This window comes from Phyllobacterium sp. 22229 (assembly GCF_052056495.1).
GTDB lineage: Bacteria > Pseudomonadota > Alphaproteobacteria > Rhizobiales > Rhizobiaceae > Phyllobacterium > Phyllobacterium myrsinacearum.
In genome coordinates this window covers 65,101-83,262 of sequence record NZ_JBQEPA010000023.1, presented here as the reverse complement: position 1 = coordinate 83,262, position 18,162 = coordinate 65,101, and the positions used below count along the sequence as shown (strand labels likewise).

Genomic DNA, 18,162 nt, shown 5'->3' with positions numbered 1-18,162 from the left:
CGCGGAACGCCTTATGCCGACAACCGCTTGCGACCGCGAGCACGACGTGCTGCGATAACCTTGCGGCCGCCTGCTGTAGCCATACGGGCGCGAAACCCGTGACGACGTGCGCGGACAAGTTTGGATGGCTGATAAGTACGCTTCATTTGTTTAATACCGCGGTGTGCGGCCCTTCTTGTGGTCTGTTCTTTGACAGGAGCATATCAGGACCGCCATTGGCGCATAAGAACACACCGCCGGGGCGGTCAACCCGGACGTGCGCGGCTTATAGAGGCATGATGCCGAGAAGTCAATTCATACCGGACAATTCACACATAGGCAAAAAACAGGAAGTGATTTATTGTACCGGCGCAACGTTTGCCCTACATCGGGCATCGATGGAGCAAATATGGCGGTGATGCAACAGGATCAACAACCGGCAGGCTTGCATATGCATGCGGGTCGGCGCTTGCCGATCCTTAAACGCCTTTCGGGCAAGCTGTTGCGCCTCACCATCCTGTTCGGCCTTCTGGCCGAAATCATGATTTTCGTTCCAACCATGGCCGATATGCGCATGCGCTGGCTCTCTGACCGCCTCAATACCGTGGCAGCGGCGAGTGTCGTGCTGGCGGCAAGCGATGGCAAGGATATTCCGCAGAGCGTGCAGAACGACGTGCTTCTGGCCACGGGCACCAAGGCGATTGCCCTGCGCGAAATGGGCGCATCGCGGTTGCTGGCGGTCTCGGAAATGCCCTCCAAGGTCGACCGGCATATCGACATGACCGTCACCGACCCGCTGACCACGATCCGCGACGCATTCGATACCCTCATCAATGGTGGCAACCGCATCATCCGCGTCTATGGCCCGATCGGCGATACGGGGAAGGTCATCGAACTCATTACATCGGACGCCCCCCTGCGCAACGCGATGTTGCGCTATGCCCGCAATCTGACGCTGATTTCGATGTTCATCTCGGTCATTACCGCCGGTCTGGTTTTCCTGGCCATCAGCCACCTGCTGATCCGGCCGATACAACGCATGAGTGCCAACATGCTGGCCTTTGCCCAGCAGCCGGACGATCCCAAGCGGGTCATCCAGCCGGAGAAGCGCGACGATGAACTCGGCACGGCGCAGCGCGAGCTGGCCGACATGCAGCAGCGGCTGCAACGCACATTGTCCGAACAGAAACATCTGGCCGACCTTGGCCTTGCCGTTTCCAAAATCAACCATGACATGCGCAACATCCTGGCGTCTGCCCAGCTTATGTCCGATCACCTTGCCAATGCCAGCGATCCGGCCATTCAGCGCATGGTGCCGAAACTGGTGCGGACGATCGACCGTGCCATCAACTACTCCCAGACCGTGCTTGCCTATGGCGGGACGCAGGAGCCGCCGCCACAGCGGCGCCGGGTGAAGCTGCACACCATCGTCAGCGATGTGGAGGAAATGCTGAACCTTGACGCAAAGTCGGGGATTGAATTCAAAAACCTCGTACCGGAGAGTTTTGAGGTCGACGCAGACCCGGATCAATTCTTCCGCGTGATTTCAAATCTCTGCCGCAACTCCGTTCAAGCCATGAGCGGCAGTACGGGCGATGACATCTCCATCGTCAAACGGCTGACAATTACAGCGGGGCAAATTGGCACGACATCGATCATCGGCATTGAAGATACCGGACCGGGGCTACCGCCCAAGGCGCGTGAAAATCTCTTCACTGCATTCAAGGGGTCGGCCCGCTCCGGCGGCACCGGTCTTGGCCTTGCCATTGTGCACGAGCTGGTTCGGGCCCATGGCGGCAGCATTGAACTGCGCGGCGGCGAAGGCGCGGGCGCGAGTTTTGAAATCCGCATACCGGATCAACCCGTTTCTCTGGCCGAATGGCGCTCGCGCCGGGATTCAATATCGTGATATGACACTCGCAAATGAGTGATTATCTTCCCACCTACTGGCCGCAGATCTTCTTTGTTCTTTCCATCGTCCTCGGCGTTCCCGCCGCGGTCCATGCGGCCATGACGAAGGAGGAGGTGCGCGCGGCGATCGGGTGGGTCGGCGTCATCATCCTCTCCCCGGTCATCGGCGCGGTCATTTATGCGGTCGCCGGCATCAACCGGATCAGGCGCTCCTCCATAAGCTCGCAGCGCGCCTTCCTGCACGAAATCGGTCAGGATCACCTGATGCGTTTCGATGCGGATGAAGGAAATGTCCTTGCGCATTTCGGGCAACGCTTCGCCGCGATGAAAACACTGGGCGACCGGGTGAGTCGCTGCCGCCTGACAACAGGCAACGACGTCAGCATGCTGCAAAGCGGTGACGATGCCTACCGCTCGATGATCGACCATATCAATGCAGCTCAGCGCAGCATTCTGCTTGAGACCTATATTTTCGACCGCGACAAGATCGGTTTTCGCGTGGCAGATGCGTTGATTGCTGCCGTTCAACGCGGCGTTGAAGTCCGTGTTCTCATCGACGCTGTCGGTGCCCGCTATTCCATACCGAGTATTGTCGGATATCTGAAAAACGGCGGCGTGCGCACCGACGTCTTCAATGGCAACATCATCATCGGCTTGCGCCTGCCCTATGCCAATCTGCGGACCCACCGCAAGATTCTGATTGTCGACGGGACAACGGCCTTTACCGGCGGCATGAACATTCGCGCCGGTTTTTCCGAAGAAATCACCGGCAAGGACCATGCCCGGGACACCCATTTCAGATTGACCGGCCCGATCGTCACAGATCTCTTCCATATTGCCTCTGAAGACTGGCGGTTCACCACGGGCGAACTTCTGGCTGGCGATGCCTGGCTGATTGCGTCGCCGGAAACGCATGCGGGCGATCCCGTCTTCATCCGGGCTGTCCCGGCGGGGCCGGACAAGAGCGTGGAAGCCAATCACCGCATGCTGATGGGGGCGTTTTCCGTGGCGCGAAACCATATCCGGATCATGTCACCCTATTTCCTGCCGGATCGTGAATTGATCAGTGCCCTTGTGACCGCTGCGCGGCGCGGCGTCGAGGTTGATATCGTCGTGCCGGCGGTCAACAACCTGAAGCTCGTCGACCGTGCCATGACGGCGCAATTCGATCAGATTCTCAAGAGCCATTGCCGGATCTGGCGTGCTAGCGGCAATTTCAACCACTCCAAACTTCTGGCTGTCGATGGGCAGTGGGCCTATGTCGGGTCATCGAATCTTGATCCGCGGTCCCTGCGGCTCAACTTCGAAGTTGACCTGGAGATCATGGACGCGGCATTTGCCGGAAAAGTGGAAGGGCTCATCGAGACAGCCATTGAAACCGCCAAGCCGGTCCTGTTGCAGAGCCTGCGTGCCCGCTCATTCTGGGTGCGGCTGCTCGACCGGATTATCTGGCTAGGCTCGCCCTATCTCTGATATCCGCCGTTTCGGCCAGGGCCCCCTTCAGATCGACATAGGCCTTGATCGGCAGGTGATCCGACGCGACGCGGGCAAGCGGCGTGTCGTGGACCTCGATACCGGTGACCAGGCTGTGGGGATGGCCGAGGACGCGATCCAGCGCCAGAACCGGAAAACGCGAGGGGAAACTGGGCACTGCATTCTTCATGGGATCGAAAACCGGATGCAGGAAATGCAATGACGACCCCTTGCCGATGCGCCATTCATTCAGATCACCGAGCAAAAGCGTCGGACGCGACGGATCAGCATGCACGGCGTTGAGGATCGCCTCGGATTGCTGCATGCGGGAATGCCGCAGCAGGCCAAGATGCGCCGCGATGATGCGCAGCGGCCCCGCTTCAAGGTCAAGATCCACCACCAAGGCACCGCGCGGCTCAAGTCCCGGCAGTTTCAGCTGCTGCACGCGCCGCACGACGCCCTCACGGAAGAGCAGCAGGTTGCCGTGCCAGCCGTGCCCCTTGGGATAAAGCGATGCCACACGCACGGGAACGAGATTGTTTTCGCGCTCGAGCCGGGCAAGATCGAGCAGCCCGGACCGTTCGCCGAAGCGTTTGTCCGCCTCCTGCACAGCCACGACGTCCGCGCCAAGTTCGCCGATGACATGGGCGATGCGGTCCGGATCGAACTTCTTGTCGATGCCGACGCATTTATGGACATTGTAGGACGCAATGACCGTGTCGTTCCGCACGACCTTGGTCACGCCTGTCGGGCGCTTGTTGCGGTTCTTGACCGCCGCGAGGATGCTGGCCGAGACACTGGGTCTCGTGTGCCGCATTGGCTTCTTGCTGTCCATGCATAAGAGATATGTCGGGTTCGCGCGAATGGCAAGCAAATGCAGCAGGTATGCCGCCAAGACACCGATGGCCCTCGCCGCCTCTGCTACGAAGTACCAATTTCGCTGAAAATAATCCGCTGATACATAGTTGAGATTATAGCGACAGACATTAGGCTATGGACAGACGGTTTGAACAAATGCAACGCAATCCCAATGCTGATTGGCGGATTGAGGACGTTGCAGCAATTTGCAAGGCGTTTGAGTTGCGATGCGAAAAACCGCGTTCCGGCAGTTCCCATTACAAAATATCGCATCCGTCGCAGCATGCGATTTTGACCGTGCCTTTTAATAGACCCATCAAACCGGTATATATACGCAAGCTCATTGAGTTCATTGAAGCGGTGAAAAGTGCAACATGACCTACTATGACTATTCGGTGATTGTCTCCCCGCTATCCTCTGAAGACGGCGGTGGCTTTATTGCCTATGTTCCCGATCTTCCTGGTTGCATGAGTGACGGGAACACGCCTGAGGAAGCCGTTCGCAATGCTCACGATGCCATAACGGCATGGCTGGAAGCCGCAACCGATCACGGGTTGCCAATTCCGCCAGCGTTGCAGAAACCAGCTCTTGCGAAATAACGCCCGAAAAGAGTTGCAGACTTGGTCTAAACCCGGTTGCCGACGAAATGCGCCAGCTGGGCGCCCACTTCGTAGTACCCTTCGCGCAGGGTGCGAAGGCCTTCTTCCCGGGGTTTTGTCACCGGCAAAGGCAGGTCGGCATCGGATATCCTGCCGATGATATGTTCAGCCAGGACCCGGCCGAAGACCGTACCCGGAGCGATGCCGCGCCCGTTGTAACCGCTGAAACTGATGATCTTCGGCGCAAGCGTGTGAAACCGGGGCAGGTTGTCGCTGGTCATGCCGATCTGGCCGTACCAGCCCGCTTCAAAGGTCACATCCCTGATCTGCGGGAACAGTTTGCGGATCGACCGGGCAGCCCACGCCTTGTGGACCGCCATCCCCGTCCCGCGCAGCGCACCCACACTGCCGAACACGAGGCGGCCGCGCTGATCCATCCGGAACGAGCTCAGTATTTCCTTGGTATCCCAGCCGCCCTGGCGCTCGGGCAGAACCGTGTTGCGCACGTCTTCCGGCAGCGGCGTCGTGGCAAAATTGAAATAGGGCAGATGCAGGAGTTCGGCCCTCAGCTCCGGCCAGGGTGATGTCGTATAGGCGTTGGTCGCCACGACAACCCACTCGGCCGACACGGTTCCTGACAGCGTATTGACGATCCAGCGGTCGCCGGAGCGGGCCGTTGATGTCACCGGGGTTCCCGTAAAAATGGCAGCGCCCGCGGCGATAGCAGCGGTTGCAAGGCCGCGCACATAGGCGAGCGGCTGGATCGTGCCGGCGCGATTGTCCAGCAGCGAAGCAGCATAGGCGGTCGAGCCGACCTTCTCGGCGGTTTCCTCAGCGCCCAGCAGGCGGACGGCTGCGCCGCGCGCCAGCCACTGTTCCGCCCGCTGTTCAAGCTGTTTGACGCCGCTCGTACCGACGGCGCAGTGCAAGGTGCCCTTGCGTTCGAGTTCGCAGGCGATCTTGTGCCTGTCGACAAGGTTGAACACGGATTGCGGTGCATTGCCCAGCAATTCCAGCAAACGTTCGCCGTGCACCTGGCCCAGAACCTGCGGCAGGTCGTTGGGCATCACCCACATACCGGCATTGACCAGGCCGACATTGCGGCCCGACCCGCCAAAACCGATATCGACGGCATCGAGAACAGCTACTTTCGTGCCTGTTTCAGCGAGATGAAGCGCCGCGGACAGTCCGGTAAAACCGGCGCCGATGACGGCAACATCAACGGAAATATTGCCCGCCAGCTTCTGCGTTGCCGGCGCGGGCGGTGCGGTCTTTTCCCAGAGGCCGTGGGAGCGTTCATCATTCAGCATGGGGGTCACCGTCAGGTCGGTCCGGCCTTTGCCGGCAATCTTGCACAGACTCATCGTCCATTCTGCTTATAGACCGGGTTTTCGGCAACGAAAGTGAAATTCGTTGAAGAGGTGATGCGGCGGGCGAATGACCCCCGCCAGGGTCTGGACCCTAGGGACGCTTGCTGACCTGATCGGCGATCCATGCAAAAAAGCTCTGGGCCATGGGATTTTCTTTGTTGTGGTCCGGTACGACGAGATAATAGCTGTTCTCCGTCGTCAGCGGCTGATCGAACAAAACGCGCAGGCGTCCGGACAGCAATTCATGCTCGATGAGGTAGCGCGGCACCAGAGCAAAGCCGAGCCCGGCAAGCGCGGCTTCGATCACCATGGAAAAATGCTCGAAGCGGTGGCCCTTATAGGGACTGACCACCTCGGCCTGTACCGATTCAAACCAGTCTGCCCAGGCTTTCGGCCGCGTCGAGAGATGCAGCAGCGGCGCGGAGCCGGCAAGCTCGGCCGGCGTGGCGACGGGATTGGCCGCCAGCAATTCCGGGCTGCCGACGGGAACAATCATTTCACTGCAAAGATATGTGCACGTGGCATGGGCCCAGACCGGCTGGCCATAATGGATCGCCAGATCAAAGGGCTCTTCCTCGAAATCAAAGGGCTGCGAGCGCGACGCGACGCTCAAGGCCATATCCGGATAGAGCCGCAGAAAATCCGGCAGGCGCGGCATCAGCCAGCGGCTGCCGAAGGTTGGCAGCGTCGCAATGCTCAGGGACGATGCCGATTGCGATGCCGCCATGGCCCGCAGCATGGTTTCCTCGGTCAGCCCGAGCAGGCGGCGCACTTCCGGCAGGAATTTCTGCCCGGCATCGGACAGAACCACCCTTTGCCGGACCCGCTCGAAAAGCAGGACGCCGATCTGGCTTTCAAGCTCGCTCATCTGGCGGCTGACGGCACTCTGGGTGAGGTTCAGCTCCTTTGCCGCCTGCGTAAAGCTGCCATGGCGCGCCGCGCACTCGAAGGTTTGCAGGATATCGATGTCAGGAATCAGACGGCGGCTCAACTTCATTCTTATCTCGCATCAACCCAGTTCAATTCATCGCAATCTTTGGCGATATCATCACTCTATAATCCAGTTTGAGCATGACAGCGATAGTTGATGCTGTTGCAGCAACAAAGCGGAACAGAACACGATGAAATCAGGCACGTTTACGTCATCCGACGTGATCAGAGCGTCCTTTTCGGCCGCCATGTCATCCATGTACCGGACAGAGGTTCCTGCCTATGGCACACTCATGTCGCTGGTTGCCGAGGTGAACAGCAAGACACTGGCAGCATCGCCGGAACTGAAAGACCAGTTGCAGGAAACCGATACGCTCGACCGCATATCGGAAGAGCGTCACGGGGCAATCCGCGTCGGCACGCCGGAAGAGCTTTCCATGCTGCGGCGTGTCTTTGCGGTGATGGGCATGTACCCCGTCGGCTATTACGATTTGAGCGAGGCGGGCGTTCCCGTCCATTCTACTGCCTTCCGGCCGGTCAATGACGACGCGTTGAAAATCAACCCGTTTCGGGTGTTCACCTCGCTGCTGCGCCTCAACCTGATCGGCGATACCGGACTGCGCAAGAAGGCGCGGGCCATTCTCGGCGCGCGGCAGATTTTTACGGACAAGGCCATTGCCCTTGTTGAAAAAGCGGAAACCGAGGGCGGCCTCGGTGCCGATGATGCACAAACATTCGTCAGCGAGATTCTCGAGACATTCCGCTGGCACGACCGGGCGAGCGTCAGCAACCCGCTTTATCAGCGTTTGCACGATGCGCACCGGCTTATTGCCGATGTCGTTTCCTTCAAGGGGCCGCACATCAATCATCTGACGCCGCGCACCCTCGATATCGATGCGGTACAGAACCTGATGCCAGAACACGGTATTTCCCCCAAGGCCGTTATTGAAGGCCCGCCCACACGCGCCTGCCCTATCCTCTTGCGCCAGACATCGTTCAAGGCGCTGGAAGAGAGTGTGTCGTTTCAAAATTCCGACGGCACCTGGGAAACAGGCTCGCATACCGCCCGCTTTGGCGAAATCGAGCAGCGCGGCATTGCCCTGACGCCAAAGGGCCGGGCTCTCTACGACCGGCTGCTGAATGACACCCGCAAGATCATTCGCCCGGCCGCTGACGGCTCCAATGCAAAAGCTTACATCACGGCCCTGTCGGACACATTCAAGGCGTTTCCCGACAATTGGGCGGATATTCGCCGCGAAGGTCTCGGTTATTTCCGCTATTCGGCCGTCGAGCGTTTTGCAGGCCGCGTGACCGCGCGGGAGGCAGCGGATATCGAAGCCCTCATCGCACGTGGTGCCGTGCGGTTCGACCCCATCGTCTACGAAGATTTTCTCCCCGTCAGCGCCGCGGGCATTTTCCAGTCCAATCTGGGCGACGAAGCCAGCCAGACATTCGTCGCCAGCCCCAGCCAGCGCGAATTCGAGACTGATCTCGGTACGGCGGTCCTCGATGAATTCGCGCACTATGCCGGGCTCGAACAGGCCTCCATTCAACAATGCCTGCAAATACTGCGCCCCGCAGCACTTGCAAGTTGAACGCTCATTTGACCTTATTGCGGCCTCTCCGGCAAAAGTCCGGCGCTCACCGCACGGTCAGACAAAAGATATGTAAAGGGAAGGCAAAATGACGATTGCTCAAGACGTAAAAACACTCCTCGCAAAGCTTGGCGTGGCCGAAGCCGCCTATACCGGAGGCACCATGGCTTCCTTCAGCCCGGTCACCGGCGAGAAGATTGCCGATATCGCCATTCATTCGGCGGCCGATACAGCCAAGGCTATTGAACAGGCCGATGCGGCGTTCCGCGAATGGCGCCTTGTTCCAGCACCCAAGCGCGGTGAACTGGTTCGTCTTTTTGGCGAAGAGCTGCGGGCGCTGAAGACGGAACTCGGACGTCTCGTCTCGATTGAAGCGGGGAAAATCCCGTCCGAAGGTCTCGGCGAAGTACAGGAAATGATCGACATCTGCGATTTCGCGGTCGGTCTTTCCCGTCAGCTCTACGGCCTGACGATCGCGACGGAACGTCCAGGACATCGCATGATGGAGACCTGGCATCCCCTCGGCGTTGTCGGCGTCATTTCCGCCTTCAACTTCCCGGTTGCCGTCTGGTCATGGAATACGGCGCTTGCTCTCGTCTGCGGCAATGCCGTTGTCTGGAAGCCATCGGAAAAGACACCGCTCACCGCCCTCGCCTGCCAGGCCATCTTCGACCGCGCGGTTGCGCGCTTCGGCGACGTGCCGGCCGGCCTGACCAAGACTTTGATGGGCGACCGGACCATCGGCGAAGCCCTGGTGGATCATCCCAAGGTTGCGCTCGTATCGGCAACTGGCTCGACCCGCATGGGCCGTGAAGTCGGCCCGCGACTGGCCAAGCGTTTTGCCCGCTCGATCCTTGAGCTTGGCGGCAACAATGCCGGCATCGTCTGTCCCTCAGCCGATCTCGACATGGCACTGCGCGCCATCGCCTTCGGCGCCATGGGAACCGCGGGCCAGCGCTGCACCACCCTGCGCCGCCTCTTCGTGCATGAAAGCGTCTATGACACGCTCGTTCCACGCCTGAAAAAGGCCTATGAGAGCGTTTCCGTCGGCAGCCCGATCGATACATCGGCTCTCGTCGGCCCGTTGATCGACAAGGCAGCTTTCGACAATATGCAGAAATCCGTTGCGGAAGCCGTCGCCCATGGCGGCAAGGTCACCGGAGGCACCCGGGTCGATACCTCGCACCCCAATGCCTACTATGTCCGTCCTGCCCTCGTCGAAATGCCGGAACAGGCCGGTCCGGTAACCGAGGAAACCTTTGCACCAATCCTCTACGTGATGAAGTACAGCGATTTCGACAAGGCGATTGCCGATCACAACGCGGTCGGCGCAGGCCTCTCGTCATCCATCTTCACCCTCGACCTGCAGGAAGCAGAACGCTTCCTCAGCGCCGACGGATCGGATTGCGGCATCGCCAACGTCAATATCGGCACTTCAGGCGCTGAAATCGGCGGCGCGTTCGGCGGCGAAAAGGAAACAGGCGGCGGCCGCGAATCCGGCTCGGATGCCTGGAAGGCCTATATGCGCCGCGCAACGAACACGGTCAATTATTCCAAGGCTCTGCCCTTGGCTCAGGGTGTTTCCTTCGACATCGACTGATCGATATTCCCGACCGCAACCATACAGCCCCCGGCCTTTCCACGCCGGGGGCTTTTTGTTGCCGGGCAAGACCTAGGGTCAGGACCTATTAATCTGGTCGAAATGGTACGCGGCCATTTGTTTGGATACAAGGAGCAAAGGCGATGGGAATGTTTATCCATTCTCAAGTCCTTTGCGACGATGTAGCCGGGCAAATGGCCGCGTACCATTTCGACCAGATTAATGGGTCCTGACCCTAGGGGTTGCTCAAACGAAACCAACGTCATGTAGATTATTTGTTTTATTAAAATTTTATACTTTGGATAAATCCGTTCAGTCAGTTCCATAAATACTTCTTAAGTCTGTTTCGTATTTGTTTACTTAAATATCATTCTGTCCGTTTTAAACCTGTTCAAAACAGCAAATAACTCTCCTCTTAAGTCTGACTTAAGACCACAAACAATAGAGTTGTCCAAGAAAAGAATGCAATACAGGGAACAAATGTATGTTGACAGTATACAATTGTATCGTCAATGAGCACGATATCAGGCTTGTTTTTCTTGCCGCAGCCATCTGTATCTTTTCTTGCCTGACGGCGGTCGATCTTCTTCGTCACGCCCGCAGCTCCGCACATCAGACCGTCTGGCTGTGTGTTTCGGCCATGTCCTGCGGCTTCGGCATCTGGGCCACGCATTTCATTGCGATGATGGCGTTTTCACCCGGTCTGCCCAACGGCTATGACGGCCTGCTCACCACCGTCTCCCTTGTTATCGCCGTTCTTGTAACCGGTCTTGGCATACGCACCGCAATCACTGCCAAATGGCGGAATGCGGATCTGGCCGGCGGAGCCATCATCGGCGCCGGTATCGCGGCCATGCATTTTACCGGCATGGCGGCCTTTGAGGTTGAAGGCAGAATTGCCTGGGATCCCACCCTTGTCGCGGTGTCCATTGGTACCGGCATTGTCCTTGGCGCGTTTGCCGTCCGCCTGGCTCTGGCCAAAGCAGAAGACAAAACCCGTCACGCAGCAGCGGCCATGCTGACCCTGGCCATTTGCGGCCACCATTTCATTGCCATGGGTGCGGTCGCGATCATTCCCGATTCGTCCATCGCCGTTCCGGCAAATGCATTGCCCGCCAGCCTTATTGCCATAACCGTGGCACTGATAAGCACCATTATTCTCGTGGCCAGTTCGATAGCGTTCACGGTCGACGTCCACAACCGCCGCAACAGGCTTGAATTGCAGCGCATGCACAAGCTGGTCAATGCTGCGGTGGAAGGGCTGGTGATCTGTGACGGAGAGACCATTGTTACGGCCAATGAGAGTTTCCTGACATTGACAGCCATGGCGAACGCCTCCCTCGACGGCGTCTCGCTGGCCGCCTTTCTGCCCGACGCACGCCTGCGCTCCAAACTGCTGAGTGACCAGAACGAGCTGATCGAAGCCGATCTCGTGGGGGGCGACAGTCAAACCATTCCGGTAGAGCTCATCGCCCATACGATCGATTTCAATGGCAAGTGGCATCGCGCTCTTGCGGTCCGCGATCTGCGTTCCCGTAAGGAAGCGGAGGCGCATATCAGCTATCTCGCGCACCACGACGCGCTGACGGGGCTGCCCAACCGCCGCAATTTCAATGCCCGCCTCGACCAGTTGATTGCAACAGCGGCAAGCGGCGAAGAAACCTATCTTGCGCTGTTTTGCCTGGATCTTGACCGGTTCAAGGAGGTCAATGATCTGTTCGGCCATGCGGCCGGTGACGATATATTGCAGCGGGTTTCCACCGCCATCACGCGGCTCCTTGGCAAGGACGATATGCTGGCACGTCTTGGCGGCGACGAATTTGCCGTTCTCATTCCGGGATTGGTCACTCCGACGGCGGCCTGCCGCCTGGCCGACAGGATTCTCGAAGCCCTGCAGTCGGAAAATCTGAACTCCCCCATCGGTTTTCTGATTTCGACCAGCATCGGCATTGCGATCTTTCCTGTCGATGCGACCGACCGCGAGACATTGCTGAACCAGGCCGACACAGCCCTGTATCAGGCCAAGGCCGAAGGCCGTAACACCTATCGCTTCTTCGAGGCAAAAATGGGCGCTCAGGCCAGAGAACGGCGCTTGATCGAGCATGACCTGCGCAATGCGCTGCAGCGCAACGAGCTGCGGCTGGTCTATCAGCCGCAAATGCGGATGGACACAGGCGCGATCACCGGCTTTGAGGCCTTGATGCGCTGGCACAATCCGCGCCAGGGCGATATCTCGCCCACGGTCTTTATTCCCATAGCTGAAGAGAGCGGCGTCATTTTACAGCTTGGCGACTGGGCCCTGCGGGAGGCCTGCCGCGAGGCGGCCAGCTGGGACAAGCCCCTGTCTGTTGCCGTCAATGTCTCTGCCGTGCAGCTCTACAGCCACGATTTCACCCAGCGCGTACACAGCGCCTTGCTGCACACGGGCCTGCAGGCTCACCGGCTTGAGCTTGAGATCACCGAAACCGCACTGATAAAGGATACCAACCGCGCCCTCACGACGTTGCGCCAGCTGAAGACACTGGGCGTGCGTATCGCCATGGACGATTTCGGTACCGGTTACTCCTCGCTGTCGAACGTGCGCGCCTTCCCGTTCGATATGATCAAGATTGACCGCTCCTTCATCAAATCGGTCGACAAGAACGAGCAGGCAGCCGCCATCGTCAAGGCGGTGCTCGGCCTCGGCCGGGGATTGGGCATGCCGGTTCTGGCTGAAGGCATCGAAACCCCGGACGAACTGGAGTTTCTGATGGGCGAATCATGCAGCGCCGGACAGGGCTTCTATCTGGGCATGCCGGGTCCCATGGAGAGTTTCCGCCATCTTGTCAGCGGTGATACGCAACCGGCGAACAAGAAACTCGTCGCGCTCTGACATTGTCTGCAACGCGGCTTCGCCCGGGAGCCGCGTTGCATCGATTGCCCGTGATCCTGTTGCGGCCTATCTCCCGGCTTCGCATCCCGCCTATAAGCGCTTTATGGCTTCACCGCCTGCGCCTTATTTTGGAAACACCACAGAAACAAAACGCCACAAGCCAGAAATATTCTCGAAATGTTCCGGCTCCATAAAGAGCAAGTAAAATGATTTTGTATTCTCGCATCACTGGAGAATACATTTCTTCTTCCTGCAGGTGGCCGTGAGAAATATTTCGACTTTACCAACAATACTTCTAGCCGGAATTATCCTCTCGACAGGCGCTGATGGCGCATCTGCTGCAGAGCGACCACCGTCACGCAAAGAGCTTTGCGTGAAATTCCAGGCACAGGTTCATGAAGCAATCATCGAGCATGCCGAGGCTCCCCGGGCGGCCAAGGCAAAATCACTGCAGAAAAAGGCTATCCGCTTTTGTGCAAGCAATCGGCAGGCACAGGGAATACGGACCTTTGCGAAAGCACTGAAAGTACTCGGTGTACAACCCGCCAATAATTGACGGTTGTATCACAACAGCCCCAACTGAGAGGAAATGGCATTATGAAAAAGTCACTCTACACAGCACTTGGTCTTGCACTTGCCCTTGCATTCTCTGCTCCTGTGCTCGCCACCAGCAGCACCACGGCATCGGCAGCACCGATGAAGAAGCATCATCATATGAAGAAGCATCATCGCCACATGAAGAAGCATCATCGCCATCATCGTCATCATGCAAAGAAGATGTAACAACAGCGACCTGATTTGAACGACCCTTAAAATGATGCTGGTCAGCGGACACCGTTGGTCGGCATCATTTTGTTTTGAACACGTCCTTACCCTCGATCCCGCTCGGCAGGAACTGCTACCGGTTGCGGGTCTGCCGGTTGATCGCGAGATTCCGGTCCTGAATATCCCGTATCAGAGTATCATTCATGCCGGACAGGGATGACGGACTGCCCTGGGACGAGGCGCTTGGGAGAACCGGGCCCGATGCTTGCGTGCGCGCCATGCTCCCGCCATTCCGGCGCGCGGCAAGGGAGGCGGAGAGCGCCCGACCGGCATCGCCCTGCAGTGCATCGCCGAGCCATTTTTGCGCACCGCCGGCCATGCGCGCGCTCAATGGCACGATCTGCGCGAGAAGAAACAATCCCGAGAAACAGATCAGCACGAAGGGCGCGATTTCCTTGATGCCTGGAACGGCTCCATGATCCATGGATATCTTCAAGGCAATCACAACCTCCTTGATGACCAGCAGGAAGAAACTCAAGAACGCATAGAAGAAAATCGGGACAAGCATCGTCTGAATGGCAACGCTCAGCCATCCCGAGAAGAACCGTGACACACCCTGAAACAGCAGCATCACGATGAAACCGGGGGCCAGTGCCAACACGACCCACAATGCAAGCTTCGAGAACAGCATCAGGAATACCGCGTATCCGACAAACAGGGCGGCAGAGATCCAGACGATGCCGGAATGCAGGGAAGAAAGCACCGCATCTCCCGGCAATGTTGTCTTGCTGTCCGGACCGGATTTGGCTGAGGGATCGGGATCCGCTGGCTGCGGTTTTGCAGTGGGAGCCGGTACGGCCGTGATGGCGGCCGGCGCGGAAATCCGCGCCGAGGCCAAGAGCGCTATCTGATAGAAATCATAGAGATCGCGTTCCACGGTGGTTTGCGACATGGCGCCACGGCCAGCATTGACGATGTTGTTCATCATGACCGAAGAAATGGCGGTCGGAATGCCCGAGATGACGCCGTATGCCACCGTTTGAATCGGCCCCCATCCGGTGGCAATCGAGAAGATGATGGCAATGCGAAACAGGCGGAATGCGATGTCGATGACGCTGCTTTCACCCCGGCCCTGCCAGAACCGGAATCCCCAGAAAATCAGGTAGAGCACCAGCAGCCCGGACAAGACAGGCGTCAACTGGCCAGCAAAAGCCCCGTATGTCGATGCCGTGAAACTCCTGCCGAGACGATCGATATTGTCCGACATCAGGGCGATGTAATTGACGGTTTCCGTCAAGGCCATGGTGTCACGTCCCATAACCGAACAGGACAGCCAGCGTCTCGTTCACCGGCGTGAGCGGCCCGCAATCGCGCGCCGCGGGGGCCAATGAGAACAACCCGGGAGAACAGGGGGTTTTCAACCTCTGATCACTCCCGCAGCCGGTGGCGGTCATCAGGGTACAAAGCAGCAGGCAGATGGTGCGAAACGTCATGTCTTGTCTCCGGGACGGCAAAAGGCGGGGAGCCATTTCTGCGGATCGTCACCCAGACGGCTGCGCAGGGCGGTCAGCTCCTCGATTGTCTCGGCACGGGCGGATAAAACCTTGATCAGGTCATCCATGCCGTTCAGGCGCAGGCGCGCAATGACCGATTCCCGGCCGTGCTTGATCAAGAAGGACCGGCTTGAGGCGTCGGCCGTCCGTATCCACTGGATCTCCCGGGCCGAGAGGCCAAAACCCGTGGTGTGGCTTTGCAGATCGGCATGCGGATTGGGGAAGAAGATGTGCGTCGCACTTTGCTCCATCAGCGTATTGGCGAGCGCGGATGAGGCGATGTCCGATGCGCTTTGCGTACCGAAGCCGACAACACCGTTGAACTTCCGGATCGTCTTCATCTTGTCTTTGATGAAGGCGGCAAAAACATCGTCATCCAGAAGCCGCCAGCCTTCGTCCAGGAAAATCAGCAACGGGTTACCATCAAGCAATTCGTCCAGCCGATGGAAAATATACATGAGCGCCGCACTGCGGATGAGCGGGTCGTCGAGGAGCTTTGTCATGTCAAACCCCGCGACATCGGACCAGGTGAAGTGGTCCCTGGGATTGTTGAACAGCCAGCCAAGCTGATCCGCGCGCAGCCATTTGTCGAAGCGCGCCAAAAGATCATCGCCGCCCGCCCGCATGCGTCCGCGCAGCAGGGATCCGAATGCATTCAACGTGCGCATGTCCGGGCCTGACGCAAAAATTTGTGCGATGGCCGAGCGCAGGACATTCTCTTCCACGGCGGACGGTCTTGCGCCATCCGGCCTCCGCACCATGAGGGAAAACAGCTGGAACAGGAATTCGCGGTTGGGTCCCGTATCGGGCAGAGACAGCGGATTGAAACCCGAGGGCTCTCCGGGCTCCAGCACGGCATAATTGCCTCCCAGTGCCCGGATGAAGATTTCGGCGCCGCGATCCTTGTCGAAGAAAATGCAGCGCGGTTTTGGCGTGATGCGTTGCGACTGCGCCATGAGAAACGAAAGAGCCACCGTCTTGCCGGAGCCGGATGGCCCGATCATGGTGAAATTTCCCAGATCGCGCACGTGGAAATTGAAGAAATAAGCCGTTTGGCTGGTTGTTTCCAGCAATGAAATGGCACTGCCCCAGTGATTGCCGTCGGACTTGCCGCTTGGAAAATTATGCAATGACAGGAACCCGGAAAAATTCTTCGAGGAGATCATCGCCGAGCGGGCAATATAGGAAAAATTCCCGGGCAGTTGCGCCCAGAAGGCGGGTTCGCAATTCAGGTCCTCGCGCAACCAGAGAATGGCCTGGTCTGTCAGGGTGGCGCCGACGGCGCGGATGCAGTGATCAAGCTCCGCCTTATCATCGCCGAGGCACATGATGGAGAGGTGATGATTGCCGTAGATCGAACGCGCGCCCAGCAATTCATCGCGGGCGCTGTTAAGCTGGCTGCCCACCACGGAACCGGCTTCGTCGGCCATGGCAATCTGCCGGGAGACGCGCTCTATCTGCACCTGCGCCACGGGTTTATCGACGATCGCGAAGCTTTGGCTGACGATAAACTCGTGCGGAACTTTCAGAAGCCCGTCGAGCAGCAGCGGACCGGTATAAGGCGGGTATTCCCGGATCGAAAGCATGGCGCCCAGCCTGTTGTTATCAGGCGGGGTCGATCCGACGAACTCGATGGCATTGCGCCCGAAATGCAGCCGTTTCATCGCCAGCGCCCCGTCAAGCGGCATGCGCGGCAGCCGCATGTTGACCGGTTCCAGACCGTTGACGATCTGGACGAGGAACTCCAGCGGCTCGGAAAAATAAACCCCCGGTTGCGGTTCGCGAATGCCAAGGCATCGCGCGCCGTAATCCTGCAGGACATCCCGGATGTTGAGAACGGCATCCTGCAGTTCGCGCAGATCCTGAGCTTCGCCGGAGGTCCCGCCATCGTCGGACGCCTTGGCAAAGAGACGCCGTGTCGCCTTGTCGATGATGCCGACCTGGCCGCGCAGGGGTCGGCGGACGATGGTGACGTACATGTCATTGACAAACATGCGCTGCTGCTCGAGTTGCGCCATATACCGCCGGTTCAACTCATCGGCGAAAGCGTTGTCGAACCTGCCCGCGAGGCCCGGCTGAATGCGGCGGCGGATCATATGGCCATAGACCGCATAGCGGCGGCTGCCGAGGGATCGCAGCAGAGTATTGCGTGCTTCCAGCTTGCCGTTCAGCTGCGCCATGTCGGCAGTCTCGAAACAGAAGCCATCGAGTTTCAAAACGCTCAAAAGATAGCCATCCCGGGTGCGCAACACCGTATCATCCACATGGCGTGTATAGGGGATGTGGGCTGCAACGGAGCGCTCCCGCTGGCCCGGCGAACCGAACCGCATCTCCCGGCGGACGGGACGGCTGGTCATGAACGGTCACCGGCCGCATAGCTTCTGATGCCCCAGACAGCTTTGGATTGCGGCGGTGCCTTGGACATCTTCACCCGCAGGATGGTGAAAATCTGATCATCCAGCAATGTCAGAAAATAACCAAGGCTGTGGATCGGCACGACAAGCAGCAGCGTCAGCAGGTTCTTGGTGGCCAGGAATGTGCATGCCGTCACGACGATGTTGAACATGGCGAACATGTAGGGAACCCCGAACAGCGTGGGTGCACGGGTCAGGGCTTTGACCAGAGGCACGAGATCTGGCGCATCATCCGGGATCATC

The 18,162-nt window shown here is 58.6% G+C and carries 16 protein-coding genes; 8 read left to right on the top strand and 8 right to left on the bottom strand.

Annotated features, from left to right (window positions below; all coding sequences use genetic code 11):
* Nucleotides 1–11: 11 nt before the first annotated feature.
* Nucleotides 12–146: a 50S ribosomal protein L34 gene (rpmH, locus tag ACTJJ7_RS23315; RefSeq protein WP_040853797.1), complete on the bottom strand. Its 135-nt coding sequence runs from the start codon at nt 144–146 to the stop codon at nt 12–14.
* Between the two features lie 251 nt (nt 147–397).
* Between rpmH and ACTJJ7_RS23310 the strand changes: the two genes are divergently transcribed.
* Both ACTJJ7_RS23310 and ACTJJ7_RS23305 read left to right on the top strand, forming a co-directional pair.
* The gene (locus ACTJJ7_RS23310) at nt 398–1,888 is read left to right on the top strand and encodes a sensor histidine kinase (RefSeq protein WP_440968980.1); all 1,491 of its coding nucleotides are present in this window, start codon (nt 398–400) and stop codon (nt 1,886–1,888) included.
* A 14-nt stretch (nt 1,889–1,902) separates the two neighbouring features.
* Complete coding sequence (locus tag ACTJJ7_RS23305) at nt 1,903–3,363, top strand: phospholipase D-like domain-containing protein (protein ID WP_440968975.1); 1,461 nt, start codon at nt 1,903–1,905, stop codon at nt 3,361–3,363.
* On the opposite strand, the gene ACTJJ7_RS23300 is transcribed toward ACTJJ7_RS23305, so the two are convergent.
* Nucleotides 3,335–4,180, bottom strand: a complete 846-nt coding sequence (locus ACTJJ7_RS23300) for an endonuclease/exonuclease/phosphatase family protein (RefSeq protein ID WP_105738126.1) — start codon at nt 4,178–4,180, stop codon at nt 3,335–3,337. The genes ACTJJ7_RS23305 and ACTJJ7_RS23300 overlap by 29 nt on opposite strands.
* A gap of 415 nt (nt 4,181–4,595) precedes the next feature.
* On the opposite strand from ACTJJ7_RS23300, the gene ACTJJ7_RS23295 reads away from it, so the two are divergent.
* Complete coding sequence (locus tag ACTJJ7_RS23295; protein WP_440968974.1) at nt 4,596–4,820, top strand: type II toxin-antitoxin system HicB family antitoxin; 225 nt, start codon at nt 4,596–4,598, stop codon at nt 4,818–4,820.
* Nucleotides 4,821–4,846: 26 nt separating this feature from the next.
* On the opposite strand, the gene ACTJJ7_RS23290 is transcribed toward ACTJJ7_RS23295, so the two are convergent.
* A complete protein-coding gene (locus ACTJJ7_RS23290; protein ID WP_440968979.1) occupies nt 4,847–6,130 on the bottom strand; it encodes an NAD(P)/FAD-dependent oxidoreductase in 1,284 nt (427 codons plus the stop codon).
* Between the two features lie 151 nt (nt 6,131–6,281).
* Nucleotides 6,282–7,187, bottom strand: coding sequence for a LysR family transcriptional regulator (locus ACTJJ7_RS23285; protein WP_440968973.1), 906 nt, complete (start codon nt 7,185–7,187; stop codon nt 6,282–6,284).
* Between the two features lie 124 nt (nt 7,188–7,311).
* Between ACTJJ7_RS23285 and hglS the strand changes: the two genes are divergently transcribed.
* From hglS to ACTJJ7_RS23260, 5 genes are all read left to right on the top strand, one after another.
* Entirely contained in the window at nt 7,312–8,715 is a 1,404-nt protein-coding gene (hglS, locus tag ACTJJ7_RS23280; RefSeq protein WP_440968972.1) for a 2-oxoadipate dioxygenase/decarboxylase HglS, read from the top strand.
* Nucleotides 8,716–8,803: 88 nt separating this feature from the next.
* Nucleotides 8,804–10,315 (top strand): L-piperidine-6-carboxylate dehydrogenase, encoded by a 1,512-nt coding sequence (gene amaB / locus ACTJJ7_RS23275; protein WP_440968971.1) that lies wholly within the window; start codon nt 8,804–8,806, stop codon nt 10,313–10,315.
* Nucleotides 10,316–10,799: 484 nt separating this feature from the next.
* Nucleotides 10,800–13,187 carry an EAL domain-containing protein gene (locus ACTJJ7_RS23270; protein WP_440968970.1) on the top strand — a complete coding sequence of 796 codons (2,388 nt, stop codon included), beginning with the start codon at nt 10,800–10,802 and terminating at the stop codon, nt 13,185–13,187.
* Nucleotides 13,188–13,449: 262 nt separating this feature from the next.
* On the top strand, nt 13,450–13,743 hold the full coding sequence (locus ACTJJ7_RS23265) for a hypothetical protein (protein ID WP_245421246.1): 294 nt from the start codon (nt 13,450–13,452) through the stop codon (nt 13,741–13,743).
* A gap of 41 nt (nt 13,744–13,784) precedes the next feature.
* Complete coding sequence (locus ACTJJ7_RS23260; protein WP_105737844.1) at nt 13,785–13,970, top strand: hypothetical protein; 186 nt, start codon at nt 13,785–13,787, stop codon at nt 13,968–13,970.
* 115 nt (nt 13,971–14,085) lie between these two features.
* On the opposite strand, the gene ACTJJ7_RS23255 is transcribed toward ACTJJ7_RS23260, so the two are convergent.
* The 4 genes from ACTJJ7_RS23255 to ACTJJ7_RS23240 are packed head-to-tail and all read right to left on the bottom strand — an operon-like array spanning nt 14,086 to nt 18,161.
* Nucleotides 14,086–15,255: a type IV secretion system protein gene (locus ACTJJ7_RS23255; protein ID WP_440968969.1), complete on the bottom strand. Its 1,170-nt coding sequence runs from the start codon at nt 15,253–15,255 to the stop codon at nt 14,086–14,088.
* 4 nt (nt 15,256–15,259) lie between these two features.
* On the bottom strand, nt 15,260–15,445 hold the full coding sequence (locus ACTJJ7_RS23250) for a hypothetical protein (RefSeq protein WP_440968968.1): 186 nt from the start codon (nt 15,443–15,445) through the stop codon (nt 15,260–15,262).
* The gene (locus tag ACTJJ7_RS23245; RefSeq protein WP_440968967.1) at nt 15,442–17,862 is read right to left on the bottom strand and encodes a VirB4 family type IV secretion/conjugal transfer ATPase; all 2,421 of its coding nucleotides are present in this window, start codon (nt 17,860–17,862) and stop codon (nt 15,442–15,444) included. Before ACTJJ7_RS23245 ends, ACTJJ7_RS23250 begins: the two co-directional genes overlap by 4 nt.
* On the bottom strand, nt 17,859–18,161 hold the full coding sequence (locus tag ACTJJ7_RS23240) for a type IV secretion system protein VirB3 (RefSeq protein ID WP_440968966.1): 303 nt from the start codon (nt 18,159–18,161) through the stop codon (nt 17,859–17,861). Before ACTJJ7_RS23240 ends, ACTJJ7_RS23245 begins: the two co-directional genes overlap by 4 nt.
* Between the last annotated feature and the right edge of the window lies 1 nt (nt 18,162).

Excerpts from the sequence above, each read along its gene's own strand:
- rpmH (WP_040853797.1), bottom strand. The coding sequence starts at position 146 with ATGAAGCGTACTTATCAGCCATCCAAACTTGTCCGCGCACGTCGTCAC.
- ACTJJ7_RS23310 (WP_440968980.1), top strand. The coding sequence starts at position 398 with ATGCAACAGGATCAACAACCGGCAGGCTTGCATATGCATGCGGGTCGG.
- ACTJJ7_RS23305 (WP_440968975.1), top strand. The coding sequence starts at position 1,903 with ATGAGTGATTATCTTCCCACCTACTGGCCGCAGATCTTCTTTGTTCTT.
- ACTJJ7_RS23300 (WP_105738126.1), bottom strand. The coding sequence starts at position 4,180 with ATGCGGCACACGAGACCCAGTGTCTCGGCCAGCATCCTCGCGGCGGTC.
- ACTJJ7_RS23295 (WP_440968974.1), top strand. The coding sequence starts at position 4,596 with ATGACCTACTATGACTATTCGGTGATTGTCTCCCCGCTATCCTCTGAA.
- ACTJJ7_RS23290 (WP_440968979.1), bottom strand. The coding sequence starts at position 6,130 with ATGCTGAATGATGAACGCTCCCACGGCCTCTGGGAAAAGACCGCACCG.
- ACTJJ7_RS23285 (WP_440968973.1), bottom strand. The coding sequence starts at position 7,187 with ATGAAGTTGAGCCGCCGTCTGATTCCTGACATCGATATCCTGCAAACC.
- hglS (WP_440968972.1), top strand. The coding sequence starts at position 7,312 with ATGAAATCAGGCACGTTTACGTCATCCGACGTGATCAGAGCGTCCTTT.
- amaB (WP_440968971.1), top strand. The coding sequence starts at position 8,804 with ATGACGATTGCTCAAGACGTAAAAACACTCCTCGCAAAGCTTGGCGTG.
- ACTJJ7_RS23270 (WP_440968970.1), top strand. The coding sequence starts at position 10,800 with ATGTTGACAGTATACAATTGTATCGTCAATGAGCACGATATCAGGCTT.
- ACTJJ7_RS23260 (WP_105737844.1), top strand. The coding sequence starts at position 13,785 with ATGAAAAAGTCACTCTACACAGCACTTGGTCTTGCACTTGCCCTTGCA.
- ACTJJ7_RS23255 (WP_440968969.1), bottom strand. The coding sequence starts at position 15,255 with ATGGCCTTGACGGAAACCGTCAATTACATCGCCCTGATGTCGGACAAT.
- ACTJJ7_RS23250 (WP_440968968.1), bottom strand. The coding sequence starts at position 15,445 with ATGACGTTTCGCACCATCTGCCTGCTGCTTTGTACCCTGATGACCGCC.
- ACTJJ7_RS23245 (WP_440968967.1), bottom strand. The coding sequence starts at position 17,862 with ATGACCAGCCGTCCCGTCCGCCGGGAGATGCGGTTCGGTTCGCCGGGC.
- ACTJJ7_RS23240 (WP_440968966.1), bottom strand. The coding sequence starts at position 18,161 with ATGATCCCGGATGATGCGCCAGATCTCGTGCCTCTGGTCAAAGCCCTG.